At 73.3% G+C, this 17,548-nt stretch carries 9 protein-coding genes; 5 read left to right on the top strand and 4 right to left on the bottom strand.

The window, feature by feature from the left end; translation table 11 throughout:
• The first annotated feature begins 253 nt into the window (after positions 1-253).
• Positions 254-9,202, top strand: coding sequence for an SDR family NAD(P)-dependent oxidoreductase (locus ABZT14_RS24550; protein ID WP_356306377.1), 8,949 nt, complete (start codon positions 254-256; stop codon positions 9,200-9,202).
• A gap of 167 nt (positions 9,203-9,369) precedes the next feature.
• Here ABZT14_RS24550 and ABZT14_RS24545 read toward each other — a convergent pair whose 3' ends face one another.
• Genes ABZT14_RS24545 through ABZT14_RS24535 form a run of 3 tightly spaced genes read right to left on the bottom strand, consistent with a single transcriptional unit; the run spans position 9,370 to position 11,614 of the window.
• The gene (locus tag ABZT14_RS24545; protein WP_356306375.1) at positions 9,370-10,158 is read right to left on the bottom strand and encodes an ABC transporter permease; all 789 of its coding nucleotides are present in this window, start codon (positions 10,156-10,158) and stop codon (positions 9,370-9,372) included.
• Positions 10,155-11,114 (bottom strand): ABC transporter ATP-binding protein, encoded by a 960-nt coding sequence (locus tag ABZT14_RS24540; protein WP_356306373.1) that lies wholly within the window; start codon positions 11,112-11,114, stop codon positions 10,155-10,157. The genes ABZT14_RS24545 and ABZT14_RS24540 overlap by 4 nt, the downstream gene beginning before the upstream one ends.
• Entirely contained in the window at positions 11,099-11,614 is a 516-nt protein-coding gene (locus ABZT14_RS24535) for a YceI family protein (protein WP_356306371.1), read from the bottom strand. The genes ABZT14_RS24540 and ABZT14_RS24535 overlap by 16 nt, the downstream gene beginning before the upstream one ends.
• Positions 11,615-11,780: 166 nt before the next feature.
• On the opposite strand from ABZT14_RS24535, the gene ABZT14_RS24530 reads away from it, so the two are divergent.
• Together ABZT14_RS24530 and ABZT14_RS24525 are read left to right on the top strand one after the other, a co-directional pair.
• Positions 11,781-12,986 carry a histidine kinase gene (locus tag ABZT14_RS24530; RefSeq protein WP_356306369.1) on the top strand — a complete coding sequence of 402 codons (1,206 nt, stop codon included), beginning with the start codon at positions 11,781-11,783 and terminating at the stop codon, positions 12,984-12,986.
• A 5-nt stretch (positions 12,987-12,991) separates the two neighbouring features.
• Complete coding sequence (locus tag ABZT14_RS24525) at positions 12,992-13,648, top strand: response regulator transcription factor (protein WP_356306383.1); 657 nt, start codon at positions 12,992-12,994, stop codon at positions 13,646-13,648.
• A 48-nt stretch (positions 13,649-13,696) separates the two neighbouring features.
• On the opposite strand, the gene ABZT14_RS24520 is transcribed toward ABZT14_RS24525, so the two are convergent.
• Positions 13,697-14,962, bottom strand: a complete 1,266-nt coding sequence (locus ABZT14_RS24520) for an activator-dependent family glycosyltransferase (protein ID WP_356306367.1) — start codon at positions 14,960-14,962, stop codon at positions 13,697-13,699.
• A 214-nt stretch (positions 14,963-15,176) separates the two neighbouring features.
• Here ABZT14_RS24520 and ABZT14_RS24515 point away from each other — a divergent pair, with 214 nt between their 5' ends.
• Complete coding sequence (locus tag ABZT14_RS24515; RefSeq protein WP_356306365.1) at positions 15,177-16,241, top strand: NAD(P)-dependent oxidoreductase; 1,065 nt, start codon at positions 15,177-15,179, stop codon at positions 16,239-16,241.
• Entirely contained in the window at positions 16,234-17,544 is a 1,311-nt protein-coding gene (rfbH, locus tag ABZT14_RS24510) for a lipopolysaccharide biosynthesis protein RfbH (protein ID WP_356306363.1), read from the top strand. The genes ABZT14_RS24515 and rfbH overlap by 8 nt, the downstream gene beginning before the upstream one ends.
• Positions 17,545-17,548 lie beyond the last annotated feature (4 nt).

Below are 17,548 nucleotides of genomic sequence, written 5' to 3'. Positions count from 1 at the left end.
GTTGATGGATCCGGTGTTGGAGGAGTTTCGGCGGGCGGCGGAGCAGGTGACGTATCGGCGGCCGACGATTCCGGTGGTGTCGACGTTGACGGGTGAGGTGGTGGAGGAGTTTTCGGCGGATTATTGGGTGGAGCAGTTGCGGTCGACGGTGCGTTTTTCGGATGCGATTGTGCGGGCGGAGGGGCTTGGGGTGTCGCGGTTTGTGGAGGTGGGGCCGGATAGTGCTCTGGTTGGTTCGATCCTCGAATCGTGTGTGGGTGAGGTAGAGGCGGTCGGGTTGATGCGGCAGGGTCGCCCGGAGCCGGAAACCGTGGTGAATGCTCTGGCCCGTTTGTGGGTGCGGGGTGTGGAGGTGGATTGGAAGGCCTTCTTCGCCCCCACCGGCGCGAAGATGGTCGAACTCCCCACCTACGCCTTCCAACACCGCCCCTACTGGCCGACCATGCGCCTCTCGGCCGGCGCCCGCCCTCTGGGTGCCGCCCGGGCTGGCCACCCTCTTCTGCAGGCCGTCATCAGTCTGGCCGGCCACGACGACGTGTTGATGCTCGGTGGCCTGTCGGCCCAGAGCCACCCATGGCTGGTCGACCACCAGGTCGCCGGTCAACTGGTGTTCCCCGGTACCGGGTTCCTGGACCTGGCCCTCTGCGCGGGGGAACGTACCGGGTGCGAGCGGGTGGACGAACTGACCCTCACCACCCCGTTGGTGATCCCCTCGACGGGGGTGGTGCACCTCCAGTTGCTGGTGGGGGCGCCGGACTCCTCAGGGCGACGTACCGTGCGTATCTCCTCTCGGCGGGATGACGCGGCGACCGAGGAGTGGACGGAGAACGCCTCGGGCGTGCTCGCTCCCGTGGTGGGCGTTCCCTTCGGTGACCTCGCCCAGTGGCCGCCGGCCGGGGCCGAGTCGGTGGACGCGGAGCGGTTGTACCCGAACCTTGCGGCGCTCGGCCTGGAGTACGGCCCGGTCTTCCGTGGTCTGGAGCGGGCCTGGCGGCGCGGGGACGAGCTGTTCGTCGAAGTGGGTCTGCCGCGTACCGGCGACTCCTCCGAGGACGACTCCTTCCCCCTGCACCCCGCGGCGCTGGACTCGGTGCTGCACGCCATGGCCCTGGACACCGGTGGGGTGGCCGACGAGGTGTCGGACGGCACCCCGGGACGGTTGCCGTTCTCCTGGAGCGGGGTGACCCTGCACGCCGAGGGGGCCACCGCCCTGCGTGCCCGGCTGCGGGTGACCGGGCCGGAGAGTCTGACGCTTCAGGTGGCCGACGTGACGGGGCGGGCGGTCGCCGAGGTGGAGTCGTTGACGCTCCGTCCGATGGCCGTGGACGCCCTGGTGGGCCCGACCACCGCCGGGACGCCGGACTGGCTGTTCCGGTTGAACTGGACGGAGCTTCCCCCGGCCGAGGAGGACGGGGGAGTACCGGACTGTGTGGTCCTCGGTGACCTTGCGGCGGTCGAACTGCCCTGGGCTGACCGTCACGTGGACCTGGCGGCTCTGCGTACGGCGCTGGACGAGGGGGGCGAAGCGCCCGAGGTGGTGTTCGCCGGGGTCGGGGACCCGGGCGCCAGTGGGGCTGAGGCCGTACACCGCCAGGTGCGGGACGCGCTGGGGCTGATCCAGACCTGGTTGTCCGACGAGCGGTTCGCCGACTCGCGGCTGACGCTGGTCACCCGTGGTGCGGTGGCCGCCGAGGCGGGGGAGCCGGTGGAGGACCTGGCCGGCGCGGCGGTGTGGGGGCTGGCGCGCTCGGCGCAGTCGGAGCATCCCGGCCGCTTCCAGCTTGTGGACGCCCCGGGGGCGTCGTCCGCGCCCTGGTCCTCGGTGCTGGAGTCCGAGGAACCCCAACTCGCCCTGCGGGACGGGGAGTTGAGGGCCTGCCGACTGGGCCGGGTGCCCACCGGCGGGGAGGCGGCCGTACAGGCGAGCTGGGACAGCGACGGCACCGTTCTGGTCACCGGAGCGACCGGTGAACTGGGCGGGGTCATCACCCGCCATCTGGTGACCGAGCACGGCGTACGGCATCTGCTGCTGCTGAGCCGGCGCGGCGAGCGGGCCCCGGGCGCCGGTGCCCTGGCGGAGGACCTGACCGCGCTGGGCGCCCAGGTCACCACGGTGGCCTGCGACGTGTCCGACCGGGACGCACTCGCCGGGGTCCTCCGGGACGTACCGGACGGGCGTCCGCTGACCGGTGTGGTGCACGTGGCCGGTGTGATCGACGACGCCACCGTGACCTCGCTGGGCCCCGAGCAGCTCGACCGGGTGCTGCGTCCCAAGGTGGACGCCGCCCTCAACCTGCACGAGCTGACCCGTGAGGCGCCGCTGTCGGCGTTCGTGCTGTTCTCCTCGGTCTCCGCCGCCCTGGGCGCCCCGGGGCAGGGCAACTACGCGGCGGCCAACGCCTTCCTGGACGCGCTCGCCGAACGGCGACGGGCCGAGGGTCTGCCCGGACTGTCCCTGGGATGGGGACTGTGGGCGCAGGCCAGCGAGTTGACCGGGTCCCTGGACGAGGCGGACCTGCGACGTATGGCGCGCGGCGGAGTCGTACCGTTGACCGTCGAGGACGGGGTGACCCTGTTCGACCTCGCCGCCGGGGCGGGGCAGGCGGCGGTGCTGCCGGTACGGCTGGACCTGCGCGCGCTGCGTGAGGCCGGGGCCCATCTGCCGCCGGTCTTCGGGGAGTTGGTACGTCGTCCGCGCAGGAGGGCCGCCGAGGCCACCTCACAGCAGGCCGAGTCGCTGGTCCAGCGGTTGTCGGCGATGCCCCCGGAGGACCGGGAGGCGGCCCTGCGGGACCTGGTGCGGGAACAGGCGGCCCGGGTGCTGGGCCACGACTCCGCCGAGGAGGTCGCGGTCGACCAGCCCTTCCGTGACCTCGGCTTCGACTCGCTGACGGCGGTGGAGCTGCGTAACCATCTCAACGCGGCGACGGGGCTGCGGCTGACCGCCACGTTGATCTTCGACCACCCCACGGCCACCGCTGTCGCCGCCCACCTGCGCGAACGCCTCCTGGACGACGAGACGGCCACGGCCACCGCCACCCCCCGGCGCCGGACGGTGACCTCCGCCGGCGAGGACCCGGTGGTGATCGTCGGCATGGCCTGCCGCTACCCCGGAGGAGTACGGGACCCGGAGGACCTGTGGCGGCTGGTGAGCACCGGCTCCGACGGGGTCACCCCCTTCCCGACCGACCGGGGCTGGGACCTGGACCGCCTCTTCGCCGACGACCCGGAGGGCGGAGGCGCCACCTACGTCCGCGAGGGCGGATTCCTGCACGACGCCGCCGAGTTCGACGCCGCCTTCTTCGGCATCTCGCCCCGCGAGGCACTGGTGATGGACCCCCAGCAGCGGCTGCTGTTGGAGACCTCCTGGGAGGCGGTGGAGTCCGCCGGTATCGATCCGGCGACCCTGCGGGGCGGGCGTACCGGGGTGTTCGCCGGGGTGATGTACCACGACTACCTCGCCCGGCTCACCAGCGTCCCCGAGGGCGCGGAGGGCTTCCTCGGTACCGGTTCGGCGGGCAGCGTGGTGACCGGACGGGTCGCCTACCTGCTCGGACTGGAGGGGCCGGCCGTCACCATCGACACCGCCTGCTCCTCCTCCCTGGTCGCCCTGCACATGGCCGCCCAGGCGCTGCGGGAGGGGGAGTGTGACACCGCGCTGGCCGGCGGGGTGACCGTGATGGCCACGCCCGGCACCTTCATCGACTTCAGCGCCCAGCGGGGGCTGGCCCCGGACGGGCGCTGCAAGTCCTTCGCCTCCGGCGCGGACGGTACCGGCTGGTCCGAGGGCGTGGGGATGCTGCTGCTGGAGCGGCTGTCGGACGCCCGCCGCAACGGCCACCAGGTGCTGGCCGTGGTCCGGGGTTCGGCCGTCAACCAGGACGGCGCGTCCAACGGGCTCACCGCCCCCAACGGCCCGGCCCAACAGCGGGTGATCCGCCAGGCGCTGGAGCGCGCCGGGCTGCGGCCGGACGAGGTGGACGCGGTCGAGGGGCACGGTACGGGCACGGTGCTGGGTGACCCCATCGAGGCCCAGGCGCTGCTGGCCACCTACGGCCAGGACCGTCCCGAGGACCGCCCGTTGAGGCTGGGCTCCATCAAGTCCAACATCGGTCACGCCCAGGCGGCGGCCGGAGTGGGCGGCATCATCAAGATGGTGCAGGCGATGCGGCACGGTGTGCTGCCGCCGACCCTGCACGTGGACGAGCCGAGCGCCCAGGTCGACTGGGAGTCGGGCCAGGTGGAGCTGCTGACGGAGGCGATGCCCTGGGACGCCCCGGGCCGCCCCCGCCGGGCCGGCGTCTCCTCGTTCGGCATCAGCGGCACCAACGCCCACGTGCTCGTCGAGGAGCCGCCCACCCCGGTGTCCGCACCGGCCACCACCCTTCCGTCCGAGCCCCCGCCGCTGGTACCGCTGCTGGTGTCCGCGCGGAACCGGGACGCCGTACGGGCCCAGGCCACCGCGTTGCGCCAACACCTGCTGGAGCGGCCCGAGTTGTCGCTGACGGACGTGGCGTACTCGCTGGCCACCACCCGTACCCGCTTCGACCACCGGGCGGTCGCCGTCAGCGCCGACCGTGCCGAGGCCCTGACCGCGCTGGAGGCGATCGCCGCCGACGGCGGGGCCCCGGGCACCGGCTGGGGACGGGCCGCCGCGCGTCCGGTGGCGTTCCTGTTCACCGGCCAGGGCAGCCAGCGGGTCGGTACCGGGCGGGAGCTGTACGAGGCCTCCCCGGTGTTCGCCGAGGCGCTGAACGAGGTCCTCACCCACCTCGACCCCCACCTGGACCGGCCGCTGCGCGAGGTGCTGTGGGAGGAGCCGGCCGAGGGGGCCGAACCCGCCCTGGACCGTACCGAGTTCGCCCAGCCGGCGCTGTTCGCCGTCGAGGTCGCCCTCTACCGGCTGCTGGAGTCCTGGGGCCTGCGCCCGGACCACCTGGTCGGCCACTCGGTCGGGGAGTACGCCGCCGCCCACGTGGCCGGGGTGCTCGGCCTGGAAGATGCCTGCCGGCTCGTCGCCGCGCGGGGCCGGCTGATGCAGGCCCTGCCGGCCGGGGGCGCCATGCTCGCCCTGCGCGCCACCGAGGAGGAGGTCCGCCCCCTGCTCGGCGACGGGGTGTCGCTGGCCGCCGTGAACGGGCCGGCGTCGGTGGTGCTGTCCGGTACGGAGGAGGCCGTGGACCGGCTCGCCGCGCGCTTCGTCGAACGCGACGCCAAGCCGCTGCGGGTCAGCCACGCCTTCCACTCCCAGCTGATGGAGCCCATGCTCGACGCCTTCCGGGCGGTCGCGGAGTCGGTGACCTACCACCCGGCACGTGTCACCTGCGTCCCCACCGCCGGTGGCCCCGACGAGGGCGGCTTCGAGGACCCCGGCTACTGGGTGCGCCAGGTACGTGAGGCGGTGCGGTTCCACGAGGCGGTGACCGGGCTGCTGGACGCCGGAGTGGGCGGCTTCGTGGAGGTCGGCCCCGACACCGTACTGACCGCCGGGGTACGGGAGACCCTGGAGGCCCGGGAGCGGCCGGACGACGCCCGCGAGGCCGAGCCCTTCGTGACCTCCCTGCTGCGCCGGGGGCGCCCGGAGTGGCAGTGCCTCGCCACCGCCCTGGCCACCGTGCTGCCGCACGGGGACCGACTGCGTGCCGACACGGTCTTCGCCGACACCGGAGCGCGCCGGGTGGAACTGCCCACCTACGCCTTCCAACGCCAGCGCTACTGGGCCGAGAACACCGGCCCCGGCGCCCCGGCCGCCGACCTCACCGCGGCCGGCCTCGAAAGCGACGGCCACCCCCTGCTGGGCGCCAGTGTGCCGCTGCCGGACGGCGGGTGGGTGCGTACCGGACGGCTGCCGTCCACCGCCCACCCCTGGCTGGCCGACCACCGGGTGGCCGGCTCCGTGGTGCTGCCGGGCACCGCCCTGCTGGAGCTGGCGGTCCACGCCGGCGACCACGTCGGCTGCGACCACCTGGTGGAACTGGTCCTCGGCACCCCGCTGCTCCTGGACCCCGGGACGGACCGGCGGATCCAGGTGGTCACCGCTCCGCCGGACGACCAGGGAGAGCGACAGGTACGGGTGCTGTCCCGTCCGGTCGGCGCCCTGGAGGAGGAGCCGTGGACCACCCACGCCACCGGCACCCTCAGCGCGCGGCCGGACACCCCCGCACCGGAGACCTTCGACGCCACGGTGTGGCCGCCGGCCGACGCCACCCCGGTACCCCTGGACGGCTTCTACCAGGAGCAGGACGAGGCCCAGGTCGCCTACGGCCCCGCCTTCCAGGGGCTGCGGGCCGCCTGGAAGCGGGACGGGGAACTGTTCGCCGAGGTGGCCCTCCCCGAGCAACTGCGCGCCGACGCCAGCCACTTCGGCCTGCACCCGGCGCTGTCGGACGCCGCGCTGCACGGCGTCGCCCTGCTGCTGCCGGACGGCGCCGGCCGGTCGCTGCCGTTCACCTGGAGCGAGGTGACCCTGTACGCCCAGGGCGCCTCCTCGCTGCGGGTACGGATGACCGCGACCGGGCCGGAGCAGGTGGCGCTGGACCTCGCCGACGCCGAGGGCCGGCCGGTCGCCACCGTCGGCGCCCTGGCCCTGCGGGAGCCGTCCACCGCCGCCGTCCAGCAACGCTGGTCCCGGTCGCTGTTCACGGTGGACTGGACGGCACTCACCTCCGACGCCCCGGCCGGGGCGCACCGCCGCTGTGTGCTGTTGGGTTCCGACCCCCTGGGGGTCACCGCCCCGCTCACCGACGCGGGCATCGCCGTGGAGGCCTTCGCCGACCTGGAGGCGCTGACCGGGGCGGTGTCCACCGGCATGGCCCTGCCCGACATGGTGCTGGTCGCCTTCGAGGGCGCTCACGACGCTGATCCCGGCGCTGATCCCGGCGCTGAGGGGAGCGGTGACCTCCCTCGCGCCGCGCGGCAGGTCACCGCCGAGGCCCTACGGGTCGCCCAGGGCTGGCTGGCCGCTGACGAACTGGCCGCCAGCCGGCTGGTGTTCGTCACCCGGGGCGCCGTCGGCGACGGGCGGGAACGCCCGGACGACCTGGCGGCGGCACCCCTGTGGGGACTGCTGCGCAGCGCCCAGTCGGAGAACCCGGGCCGCTTCGTGCTGGTGGACCTGGACCGTGACCCGGAGTCGGTGCTGGCCCTGCCGGCCGCCGTGGCCAGTGGCGAGCCCCAACTCCTGGTGCGCCAGGGGACGTTGCGGGCGGGCCGGCTGGCCCGGGTACCGGTGCCGGAGGCCACGGCCGCGCCCTGGGACCCCGAGGGCACCGTACTGGTCACCGGTGCGACCGGGGCGCTGGGAGGCTCGGTGGCCTCCCACCTGGTCACCGCCCACGGGGTGCGGCGGTTGGTGCTGCTCAGCCGGACCGGCCCCGCGTCCGAGGCGGGGGTGGCCCTCCAGGACCGGCTGGCCGGGCTCGGCGCGCAGGTGACCCTGTTGGCCTGTGACGCCTCGGACCGGCAGGCGCTGTCCGAGGCGCTGGAGCGGATACCGTCCCGGCACCCGTTGACCGCGGTGGTCCACCTGGCCGGGGTGCTGGACGACGGAGTGGTCTCGGCGTTGACGCCCGAGCGGTTCGAGGCGGTGTTCCGGGCCAAGGTCGACGCGGCCGTCAACCTGCACGAGCTGACCCGCGAGGTGCCGTTGTCGGCGTTCGTACTGTTCTCCTCCTCGGCCGCCACCTTCGGCGCCCCGGGGCAGGGCAACTACGCGGCGGCCAACGCCTTCCTGGACGCGCTCGCCGAACAGCGCCGCGCCGACGGGCTGCCCGCCCGTTCGCTGGCTTGGGGCGCCTGGGAGGGCGGCATGGCCGGGCGGCTGGACGAGACCGACCGGGGCCGGATGTCCCGGGGCGGTGTGCTGGCCCTGGGGGAGCGGGAGGGCCTGGAACTCCTGGACGAGTCGCTGCGGGTGGACCGGGCCGGTCTGGTTCCGGTACGTCTGGACACCGGGGCGCTCGGCCCCGAACCAGCGCCGCTGTTCCAGGGGTTGGCCCGCCGTACCACGCGCCGCCAGGCCTCCTCCGGCGACGCCGGCCCCTCCCTGGTGCGCCGGCTGGCGGGTCTGGACGCGCCGGGCCGCCGGGCCGCCGTGCTGGAGACGGTACGGGCGGCCACCGCCGCCGTCCTGGGCCACCCCTCGGTGGAGAGCGTCGAGCCCGACGCGGCGTTCCTGGAACTCGGCATCGACTCGCTGACCTCGGTGGAACTGCGTAACGCCCTGGCGGCGGCCACCGAACTACGGCTGCCGGCCACCCTGGTGTTCGACCACACCTCCCCGGTGGACCTGGCCGACCACCTGGTGGAGCAACTCGCCGCCTCCGGCGGCCCGGAGGGCTCGGCGGAGCCAGCCGCCACCGGCACCACCAGCGTGGACGACACCGTGGGCGCGCTGTTCCGGCAGGCCTGCGAGGAGGGCCGGCTCAAGGAGGGCTTCGCGCTGCTGGAGAGCGTCGCCGCCCTGCGGCCGACCTTCGCCAGCGCCGAGGAGGTGCCGCAGTCGCCCACCTCGGTACGGCTGGCCAGCGGGCCCCGTCCGGTACGACTGGTGTGCGTCAGCTCCCAGGTCGCCCTGGCCGGTGTCCACCAGTACGCCCGCTTCGCCTCCGCCTTCCGCGACGTACGGGACGTGGTGGCCCTGGCGGTGCCCGGGTTCGCCAGCGGGCAGCCGCTGCCGGCCACCGAACGGGCCCTGGTCGAACTGCTGGCCCGGATGGTGTCCGAGCAGGTCGGCGACGAGCCCTTCGCGCTGCTGGGCTCCTCCTCGGGCGGAGTGCTGGCGTACGCGGTCGCCGCGCACCTGGACCAGCTCGGCCGCGCCCCGTCCGGCGTGGTGTTGCTGGACACCTACGTGCCCGGCGACGACTCCCTCGGCCAGTTCGAGGACCAGCTCCTGGGCGGGATGTTCGAGCGTGAGGAGAACTTCGCGCGGATGGACGCCGCCCGGCTGTCCGCCATGAGCTGGTACTTCAACCTGCTGGGCGGCTGGACCCCGGACAAGCTGTCCTCCCCGGTGCTGCTGGTGCGGGCCGGCCAGCCGATGTCCGGCGACGGCGACCTCAAGCCCGAGGACTGGCAGACCGGTTGGACCGAGGCCGACGACGTCGTGGACGTCGCCGGCAACCACTTCACCATGATGGAGGACCTCGCCGGGACCACCGCCGGGGTGGTCGACGAGTGGCTCAGGGCCCGGGAGTCCTGAGCCCGCGAGCCTGGTGGACGGTCCGGTGACCGGCCGAGAACGTCCCTTGTCCCTCCCGGCCCGGGCCGGGAGGGACAAGGGGGTGCCGTGGTCCCGCACGGGAGTGACCGGGCCACGGCGGTCCGGCGTACGAGTCGGGTGACCAGTCCGCTCTCGTCGCCCGGACGTCACTCCGGCCTGGGGTCCCAGCGGAAGCGGCGTACCGCCACCACCGCCCCGGCCACTCCCCACACCAGCAGCACCGCCAGCTTCTGCCAGGGGAAGGCGGCGTCCCCGGTCACCGAGCCGAGCAGCGCCTCGTTGAACGGCTTCACCGGCAGCGCCCCGGCGATGGGGTTCAGCCAGTCGGAGTGGATGGGGATGTAGGTGCCGGAGATGAACATCAGCGGGAACAGCACGAACTGCACCACCGCCGGCGCGGCCTCCGCGTTGCGGATCAGCGAGGCGACGCCCACCCCCAGCGCGCAGAAGCTGGCCGCGCCCAGCACCAGCGTCACCGCGATGGTGGGGAGCTGTCCGGCGTGCGGCAGCGGTACGTCGTACAGCCGGCCGACCCCGATGACCAGCGCCATGTCCACCACGCTGACCATCACGCAGTGGGCCAGCAGCCCGCCGAAGTACATCCACGCCGGCAGCGGCGTCGCCCGCGCCCGCTTGAGGATGCCGTCCTGACGGCGGGTGGACAGCACGATGGCCAGCTGGCTGTAGCAGGCGCTGAGCACCGCCAGCGCGGCGATGGTCGCCACGTAGTACTGCATCGGCGTCAGCCCGCCGAAGAACGAACTGGCCTCCCCACCCCGGAAGATCAGCCCGAAGACGGTGATGGTCACCACCGGGAAGACGAAGGTGAAGAAGGCGCTCTGCGGGTTCCGCCAGAACGTCAGCTGCTCGTACTTGACCTGGTGCCACAGCAGGCCCAGGTCCCTGCGGGGGGCGAGTTGTGCGACACCGCTCATGGCGCGCTCCTGTTCGTCACGGGTTCCCTCACCGGCTGGCCGGTCCGCGCCACCCCGCCGTCCTGGCCGGTCAGCTGTACGTAGACGTCCTCCAGGCTCGGCCGTTCCACCGTCAGCCCCTCCAGGGTGGTGCCCCGCTCCAGCGCCCAGCCGGTCAACTGGTGCAGCAGCGCGGTGGGTTCGGGGGTGTGCAGCGTCACCAGCCCCTCGTGGTACGTCGCGCCGGGGACCGGCAACCGCTCCGGCGACCACCCGTGCGGAAGCGCGAACCGGACGCGTACCTGGGCGTGGTCCCGCCCACCGAGGGTCGTGGGAGTGCCCTCGGAGACGATCCGCCCGCCGACGATCACCGCCACCCGGTCGGCCAGCTGCTGCGCCTCCTCCATGTAGTGCGTGGTGAGGAGGATGGTGATCCCCGCGTCCCGCAGCCGGCGCACCAACTCCCAGGCGCCGCGCCGGGCGTTGGGGTCGAAGCCGGTCGTCGGCTCGTCCAGGAACAGCAGCTCGGGGTTGCCGACGATGCCCAGGGCCAGGTCCAGGCGGCGCTTCTGCCCCCCGGAGAGGTTGCGGACCTTCTGGCGCTCCTTGCCCGCCAGGTCCACCAGTTCGATGACCTCGTCCACCCTGCGCGGGGAGCGGTAGTAGCCGGCGGCCCGGGCGATGGTCTCGCGCACCGTGAGGTACGGCTCGACCGCGATGTCCTGGAGCACCAGCCCGATCCGCTCGCGCAGCTCACGGCTGTCCGAACGGCTGCCGGGGTCCAGGCCCAGCACCCGGGCCAGGCCCGAGTCCCTGTGCCGGAAGCCCTCCAGGATCTCCAGGGTGGTGGACTTCCCGGCCCCGTTGGGGCCCAGCAGCGCGAAGATCTCCCCGTGCCGCACCTGGAAGCTCACGCCGGCCACGGCCCGCACCGCGCCGTAGGACTTGTGCAGGTCCTCCACTACGACCGTCGACATGTGACCTCCACCGTGATCGCCAGGTGGCGCCCCGCCATTCCCCGCGCCGCGGTCACCCCGAACTCGGTGCGGTCGACCCGGGTGCTGGCCCGGGCGGTGAACCCCTCCTCGGTCACCCGCACCTCCTCCACCTGGAGGGTCACCGGACGCTCCACCCCGCAGGCGGTGAGCCGGCCGACCAGGGTGGTGCCGTCCACCCGGTCGGAGGCGAAGGTGATCGTCGGGTGGGTGTCGGTGTCCAGGAACTTCGCGGACCGCACGTCCTGGTCGCGGTGGTCGTTCCCGGTGTGGAAGCTGGTCGCGTCCACCTCCACCTCGGTACGGGACTCGCTGACCGGCTCGGCGACGTCCACCGTGCCTCCACGGAGGCCGAAGGTGCCGCGCACCGGCATCAGGCCGAACAGGTGCCGGGAGCCGAAGCGCACCGTGGAGTGCTCGGTGTCGATGGTGTACCGACCCAGCTTGGGGGTCTGCTTCGCCGTGTCCTGTGTGGTGTCCATGCCCCCATCCCACCCCGCCGGGCCAGGGCCCCGGCAGAGCGGGAGGGAGGTTCCGCGTACGACGATCCGCCCCTCTCCGGCGGCCCGGACACGACTTTCGTAGGGTTCCCACCAGCGAAAGCCCCTCGCGGTGGCGGACCTGGGCCGGTGACGTACCGTTCTGCGCATGACTGCAGCGCCCTGGCACCACCGTCACTGGGTCCTCGTGGACGTGGCGCTGGCGGTCTGCGTCGTACTGCTGGACACCTGGGTGACCCTGGCCGGCGGCACCTGGTGGCCCGAACGCCCCGACACCCTCGCCTGGTCGCTGCTGGCCCTCCAGGGTCTCGCCGGCGCCTCGCTGGTCTTCCGCCGGCGGGCCCCGATCACCGTGGTCGTGGTGCTGGGCGTCTTCACCCTGGCCGTGACCCTGCTGATCTCCCCCGTGGGGGCGGTCACCCCGGCGCACGACGGCAACCTGTGGGCGCCGTTCGCCACCGTTCCGGCCGCCTACGGGCCGCTGTTCTACCAGCGCGACCGACGCAGCAACCTGGTCGCCTTCGTGGTGCTGGGGGCCCTCACCCTGCTGGTGATGCGCCCCTGGGACCCGTCGTGGAGCGTGCTGACGATAGGGCTGCTGCGCACCGCGGTGGGCCCGCTGCTGGGGCTGTACGTCGAGGCCCGGCGGAGGCTGGTGCTGGCCCTGACCGAGCGGGCCGAGCGGGCCGAACGCGAACGGCACCTGCTCGCCGAGCGGGCCCGCGCCGAGGAACGGGCCCGGTTGGCCGGGGAGATGCACGACGTGGTCACCCACCGGGTGAGCCTGATGGCCCTCCAGGCCGGTGCCCTGCGGATGACCGCCACCGACGAGGCGACCCGGCAGGCGGCCGAGGACCTGCGGGTGGCCGGTTGCCAGGCGCTGGAGGAACTCCGCGACCTGGTCGGCCTGTTGCGCACCGCGCCCGAGGGAGACGGCTCGCCCTCCCTCGCCGACCTCGCCGCGTTGGTGTCGGAGTCCCGGGCGGCCGGGGTGGAGGTGGAGTTCGTCGAGGACGGCGACCCGAAGCTGGCCTCCCCGGTGGTCTCCCGTACCGCCTACCAGACCGTGCGGGAGGCGTTGACCAACGCGCACAAGCACGCGCCCGGGGCCCGGGTGGCGGTCCGGGTGGAGTACGCCGCCTCCCAGGTGCGGGTCTGCGTGCGCAACACGGCGCCCACCGCCCGCCCCAGCCCCGAACTGGTGGGCACCGGCTCCGGGCTGGGCATCACCCACCTCCGGCAGCGGGTCGAGGTGCTGGGCGGGCGCCTGCGCGCGGCGAGTTCCCCGGAGGGCGGGTTCGAGGTCGAGGTGACCCTGCCCTCCTACGTACCGACAGCGGAACCGGTGGTGTGACCAGGATGGTGCGCGTGGTGGTCGTCGACGACGAGCCGATGGTGTGCGGGTTCCTGCGCACCATCCTCGGCTCGGCCGACGACATCGAGGTGGTCGCCGAGGCCCACGACGGGGCGGCCGGCGTGGAGGAGGTCGTGCGCCACCGGCCCGACCTGGTGCTGATGGACCTGCGGATGCCCGGCGTGGACGGGCTCACCGCCATCGAGCGGATACAGGAACTGCCCGACCCGCCGGCCGTGGTGGTGCTCACCACCTTCGACGCCGACCAGTACGTGATGCGGGCGCTCCGCGCCGGCGCCGCCGGGTTCCTGGTGAAGTCCACGCCCCCCGAGGAACTGATCGGCCTGGTACGGGTGGCCGCCGAGGGGCACACCGTGCTGTCGGCCGCCGCCGCGCGCCGGCTGGTCGCCGCCTCCGCCGACGAGTCGTCGGCCCGGGACCAGGCACGGGAGCTGGTGCGGACGCTGACCGAACGGGAGGCGGAGGTGCTGGCCGGCCTGGGGGAGGGGCTGTCCAACGCGCAGATCGCCGCCCGGCTCCACCTGTCCGAGGCGACCATCAAGGGCTACGTCTCGCGGGTGCTGGAGAAGCTGCGGTGCCGCAACCGCACCCAGGCGGGACTGGTGGCACACGAGGCGGGAGTGGTCCGCGCCGAGTCCTGAGCCGTACCTCCGGGCCGGCCCGCAGGGGCCTCGCGGGGGCGGGGGCGCTCAGACCCGCCAGGGCGCGGTGCGCCGCTCCTCGACCAACCGCTCCAGCACCGGCACCACTTCGCTGGGCGAGGGACGGGAGACCGCCTGGTCCCGCAGCCGCCGCGAGTTCCGGGCGAAGTCCTCGTCCTCCAGGATGCGGGCGATGCCGTCCCGCACCCCCTCCGGGGTGACCTGGCTGCGCTCCAGCAGCAGACCGGCGCCCTGTCGTTCCAGCCCCTCGGCCCGGTAGATCTGGTCGGCCACGGTGGTGGTCACCGTCATCTGCGGCACCCCGTACACCAGGGCGTTGGCGTACGAGCCGAAGCCGCCGTGGTGGATCAGCGCCGAACAACTGGGCAGCAGCGCGTGCAGCGGCACCGACTCCGCCACCCGCACGTTGTCCGGCAGCGGCCCCACCTCGCGGGCCTGCGCCGGCAGCAGGGCGGCCACCACGTCGATGTCCAACTCGGCCAGCGCGCTGAGCAGTTCGTCCTTGGAGACGTAGTCCCCGCCGTACCGCTCGGTGTTGGAGGCGCCCAGACTCATGCACACCCGGGGGCGCTCCGGCGGCACCCGCAGCCAGTCCGGCACCACCGCGGGCCCGTTGTAGGGCACGAAGCGGATCGGGGTGCGACGGGCCTCGGTGGCGATGCCCAGGCTCTCCGGCAGCGGGTCCAGGGTGAGCTGTCCGGTGGTGAACTCCTCGGTGAACGTCCCGCCCAGCTCGCTGGCCCGCTCCTCCAACCAGTCGCCCAGCGGGTCGCGCCGCTCCTCGGGCGGGGCCTCCTCGTACAGCTTGCGGAACAGCTGCCGCTTCATCACCCACACGTCGGCGAAACACAGCGAACGCGCGTGCGCGGCGCCGACCACCCCGGCGGCTATCGGCCCGGCGTAGGTCAGCGGGTCCCACACCACCAGGTCGGGACGCCAGGACCGGGCGAACTCCACCAGCCCGTCGATCATCGGCTCGTTGTACATGGCCGAGCCGTAGGCGGCGAGCTGGATGCGCTCCAACTCGTCCTTCCAGTTCAGCTTGGCCGGGTCCAGCTCGTTGAAGCTGACCCGCTCCTCGACCTGGGTGTGCCGGTTGGCGCTCATCGCCGCCGTGATGGTGTCGTTGGTCCCCACCGACACCGCCGTCATCCCGGTACGCGCGATCACGTCCTCGAACTCCACACAGCTGGCCACACGCACCTCGTGCCCCGCGGCGCGCATCGCCCACGCGACCGGTGTCATGCAGTACAGGTGCGACTTCTCCGGGATGGTGGCGAACAACACGCGCACAGTGGACTCCTGGGACTGGTGGTACCGGTGCCGCCCCCAGGTTCCGCCCACCGCGCGCCCCCGTGGACCCGCCGGCGTGTGACTCGGGGGAAACACCCAGAGTTCCGCCGTATGCGACGGCTACCGCTGTCCTCGGCGAGGCCCGGTGTGAATATTGACGTCAGCGGGCCGTCGACGGGCGCCCCGCGGCTGACCGAACCGAGAAGGGCCGACCATGCGCGCAGTCACTCCCGCGGACCGGGAGCCGCCGACCGCGGTCGTGCTCGGCGCTGCCGGATTCGTCGGCCGCAACATCTGCGACATGTTGTCCACCCGAGGCTGGTCGGTCCTGGCGGTGGCCCGTGGCGGCGCCCCCGACCTTCCCCCCGGCTGCCACCTGGAGCGGCTGGACCTGCTGCGCTCACCCACCGGCGACCTCTCCGCCCTCCTGGCCCGGGAACGGCCGGCACTGGTGGTCAACGCCGCCGGCGCCCTGTGGGACGTCACCGACCAGGAGCTGACCGAGGGCAACGTGACCCTGGTGCGGCGACTGGTCGAGGCGATGGCCTCCCTGCCCCGGCCGGCCCGCCTGGTCCACATCGGCTCCGCCTACGAGTACGGCGGCCACCCCGCCGACGTCCCCCTGACCGAGGACCTCACCGAGCGGCCCACCAGTGGTTACGCCCGCACCAAGCTGGCCGGCACCCGGGTGCTGACCGAGGCCGTGGCCGAGGGGCGGCTGGACGCGGTGGTGCTGCGCATCGCCATGTCGGTCGGCCCCCACACCTCCCCGCACAGCCTGCTGGGCGGGCTGGCCGCCCAACTGGCGCGACGGCCGGCCGAGTTGCGGCTGCCGCCGATCCGGGGGGTACGCGACATCGTTGACATCCGGGACGTCGCCGAGGCCGTACGGTGCGCCGCGCGGGCCGAGCGGGTACCGCCCGTGGTCAACATCGGCTCCGGCGTCGGGGTGCCCCTGGTGGACGCCGTCGAGGCGCTGCTACGGATCAGCGGCACCGACGCCACCGTCCACCGTGCCGACGACGCCGACCCCTCAAAGCCGGCGGGCACGCGCCGGGACGCGGGGATCGGCGAGCAGCCCCTGGACATCTCACGTGCGCGAAGCGAACTGGGCTGGGCCCCCCGGCACAGCCTCGACGACGCGCTGAGCGCCCTGTGGGAGACCGTTCCGCGACCGGTCGGCGCCCCCACCACGGCGTTCGACCCCTCGGCGTTCGATCCCCCGGCGCCCACCACCACCTCGACCCTCGCAGCGGACGGAGAGCGCATCCATGGCTGACGCGGACGTGCAGTCCATTCTCGAACTGACGCGGAAACTCCACCGCGACCGGGACCCGTCCGAGCGGGAGTTCCAGCCCGGCGTGACGCCCATCCTCCCCTCCGGCGCGGTCCTGGACGAGGACGACCGGGCCGCCCTGGTGGAACAGGCGCTGGAGATGCGTATCGCCTCGGGCTCCACCGCGCTGCTGTTCGAGCGCCGGTTCGCCAAGACGATCGGCGTACGCAAGGCGCACCTGACCAACTCCGGCTCCTCGGCCAACCTGCTGGCCCTCGCCTCGCTCACCGTCCCCGAGCTGGAGGACCGCCGGCTGCGCCCGGGCGACGAGGTCATCACCGTCGCCGCGAGCTTCCCCACCACGGTCAACCCGATCCTCCAGTGCGGGCTGGTGCCGGTCTTCATCGACGTCGACCTGCACACCTACAACACCACCGTGGAGCGCATCGAGCAGGCCATCACCCCGCGCACCAAGGCCGTGATGCTGGCCCACACCATGGGCAACCCGTTCCCGGTCGCCGAGGTCGCCCAACTCTGCGAGGACCGCGACCTGTTCCTGGTCGAGGACAACTGCGACGCGGTGTCCTCCACCTACCAGGGGCGCACCACCGGTACCTTCGGCGACTACTCGACGGTCAGCTTCTACCCGGCCCACCACCTGGCCATGGGCGAGGGCGGCTGCGTCCTCAGCAACACCCTGGAACTGGCCAGGATCACCGAGTCGATGCGGGACTGGGGCCGGGACTGCTGGTGTGAACCGGGCGAGGACAACAAGTGCCTCAAGCGCTTCTCGTACCAGATGGGCGACCTGCCCCTGGGGTACGACCACAAGTACATCTTCTCCCACGTCGGCTACAACCTGAAGACGACCGACATGCAGGCCGCCCTCGGCCTCAGCCAGCTGGCGAAGCTGCCCGACTTCGTGGCCGCGCGCAAACGGAACTGGGCGCGGATGCGGGAGGGCCTGGACGGGGTGCCGGGCCTGCTGCTGCCGGAGGCCACCCCCGGCAGCGACCCCAGCTGGTTCGGCTTCGTCATCACCCTCGCCGAGGACGCCCCGTTCGGCCGTCCCGAGCTGGTCGACTTCCTCAACTCCCGCCGCATCGGCACCCGGTTGCTGTTCGCCGGCAACCTCACCCGCCACCCCGCCTACCGTCACGAGAACTACCGGGTCAGCGGGGACCTGACCAACAGCGACATCATCACCGAGCGGACGTTCTGGATCGGCGTCTACCCGGGGATCAGCACCGAGATGATCGACTACATGACCGCATCCATCCGCGAGTTCGTCGCCCAGCCCCACTGAGTGG

The sequence above is a fragment of the Streptomyces sp. NPDC005438 genome (genome assembly GCF_040606315.1).
Classification (GTDB): Bacteria; Actinomycetota; Actinomycetes; order Streptomycetales; family Streptomycetaceae; genus Streptomyces.
Note: the sequence above shows the minus strand (reverse complement) of the source record. Positions and strands in the feature narration are given on the sequence as shown.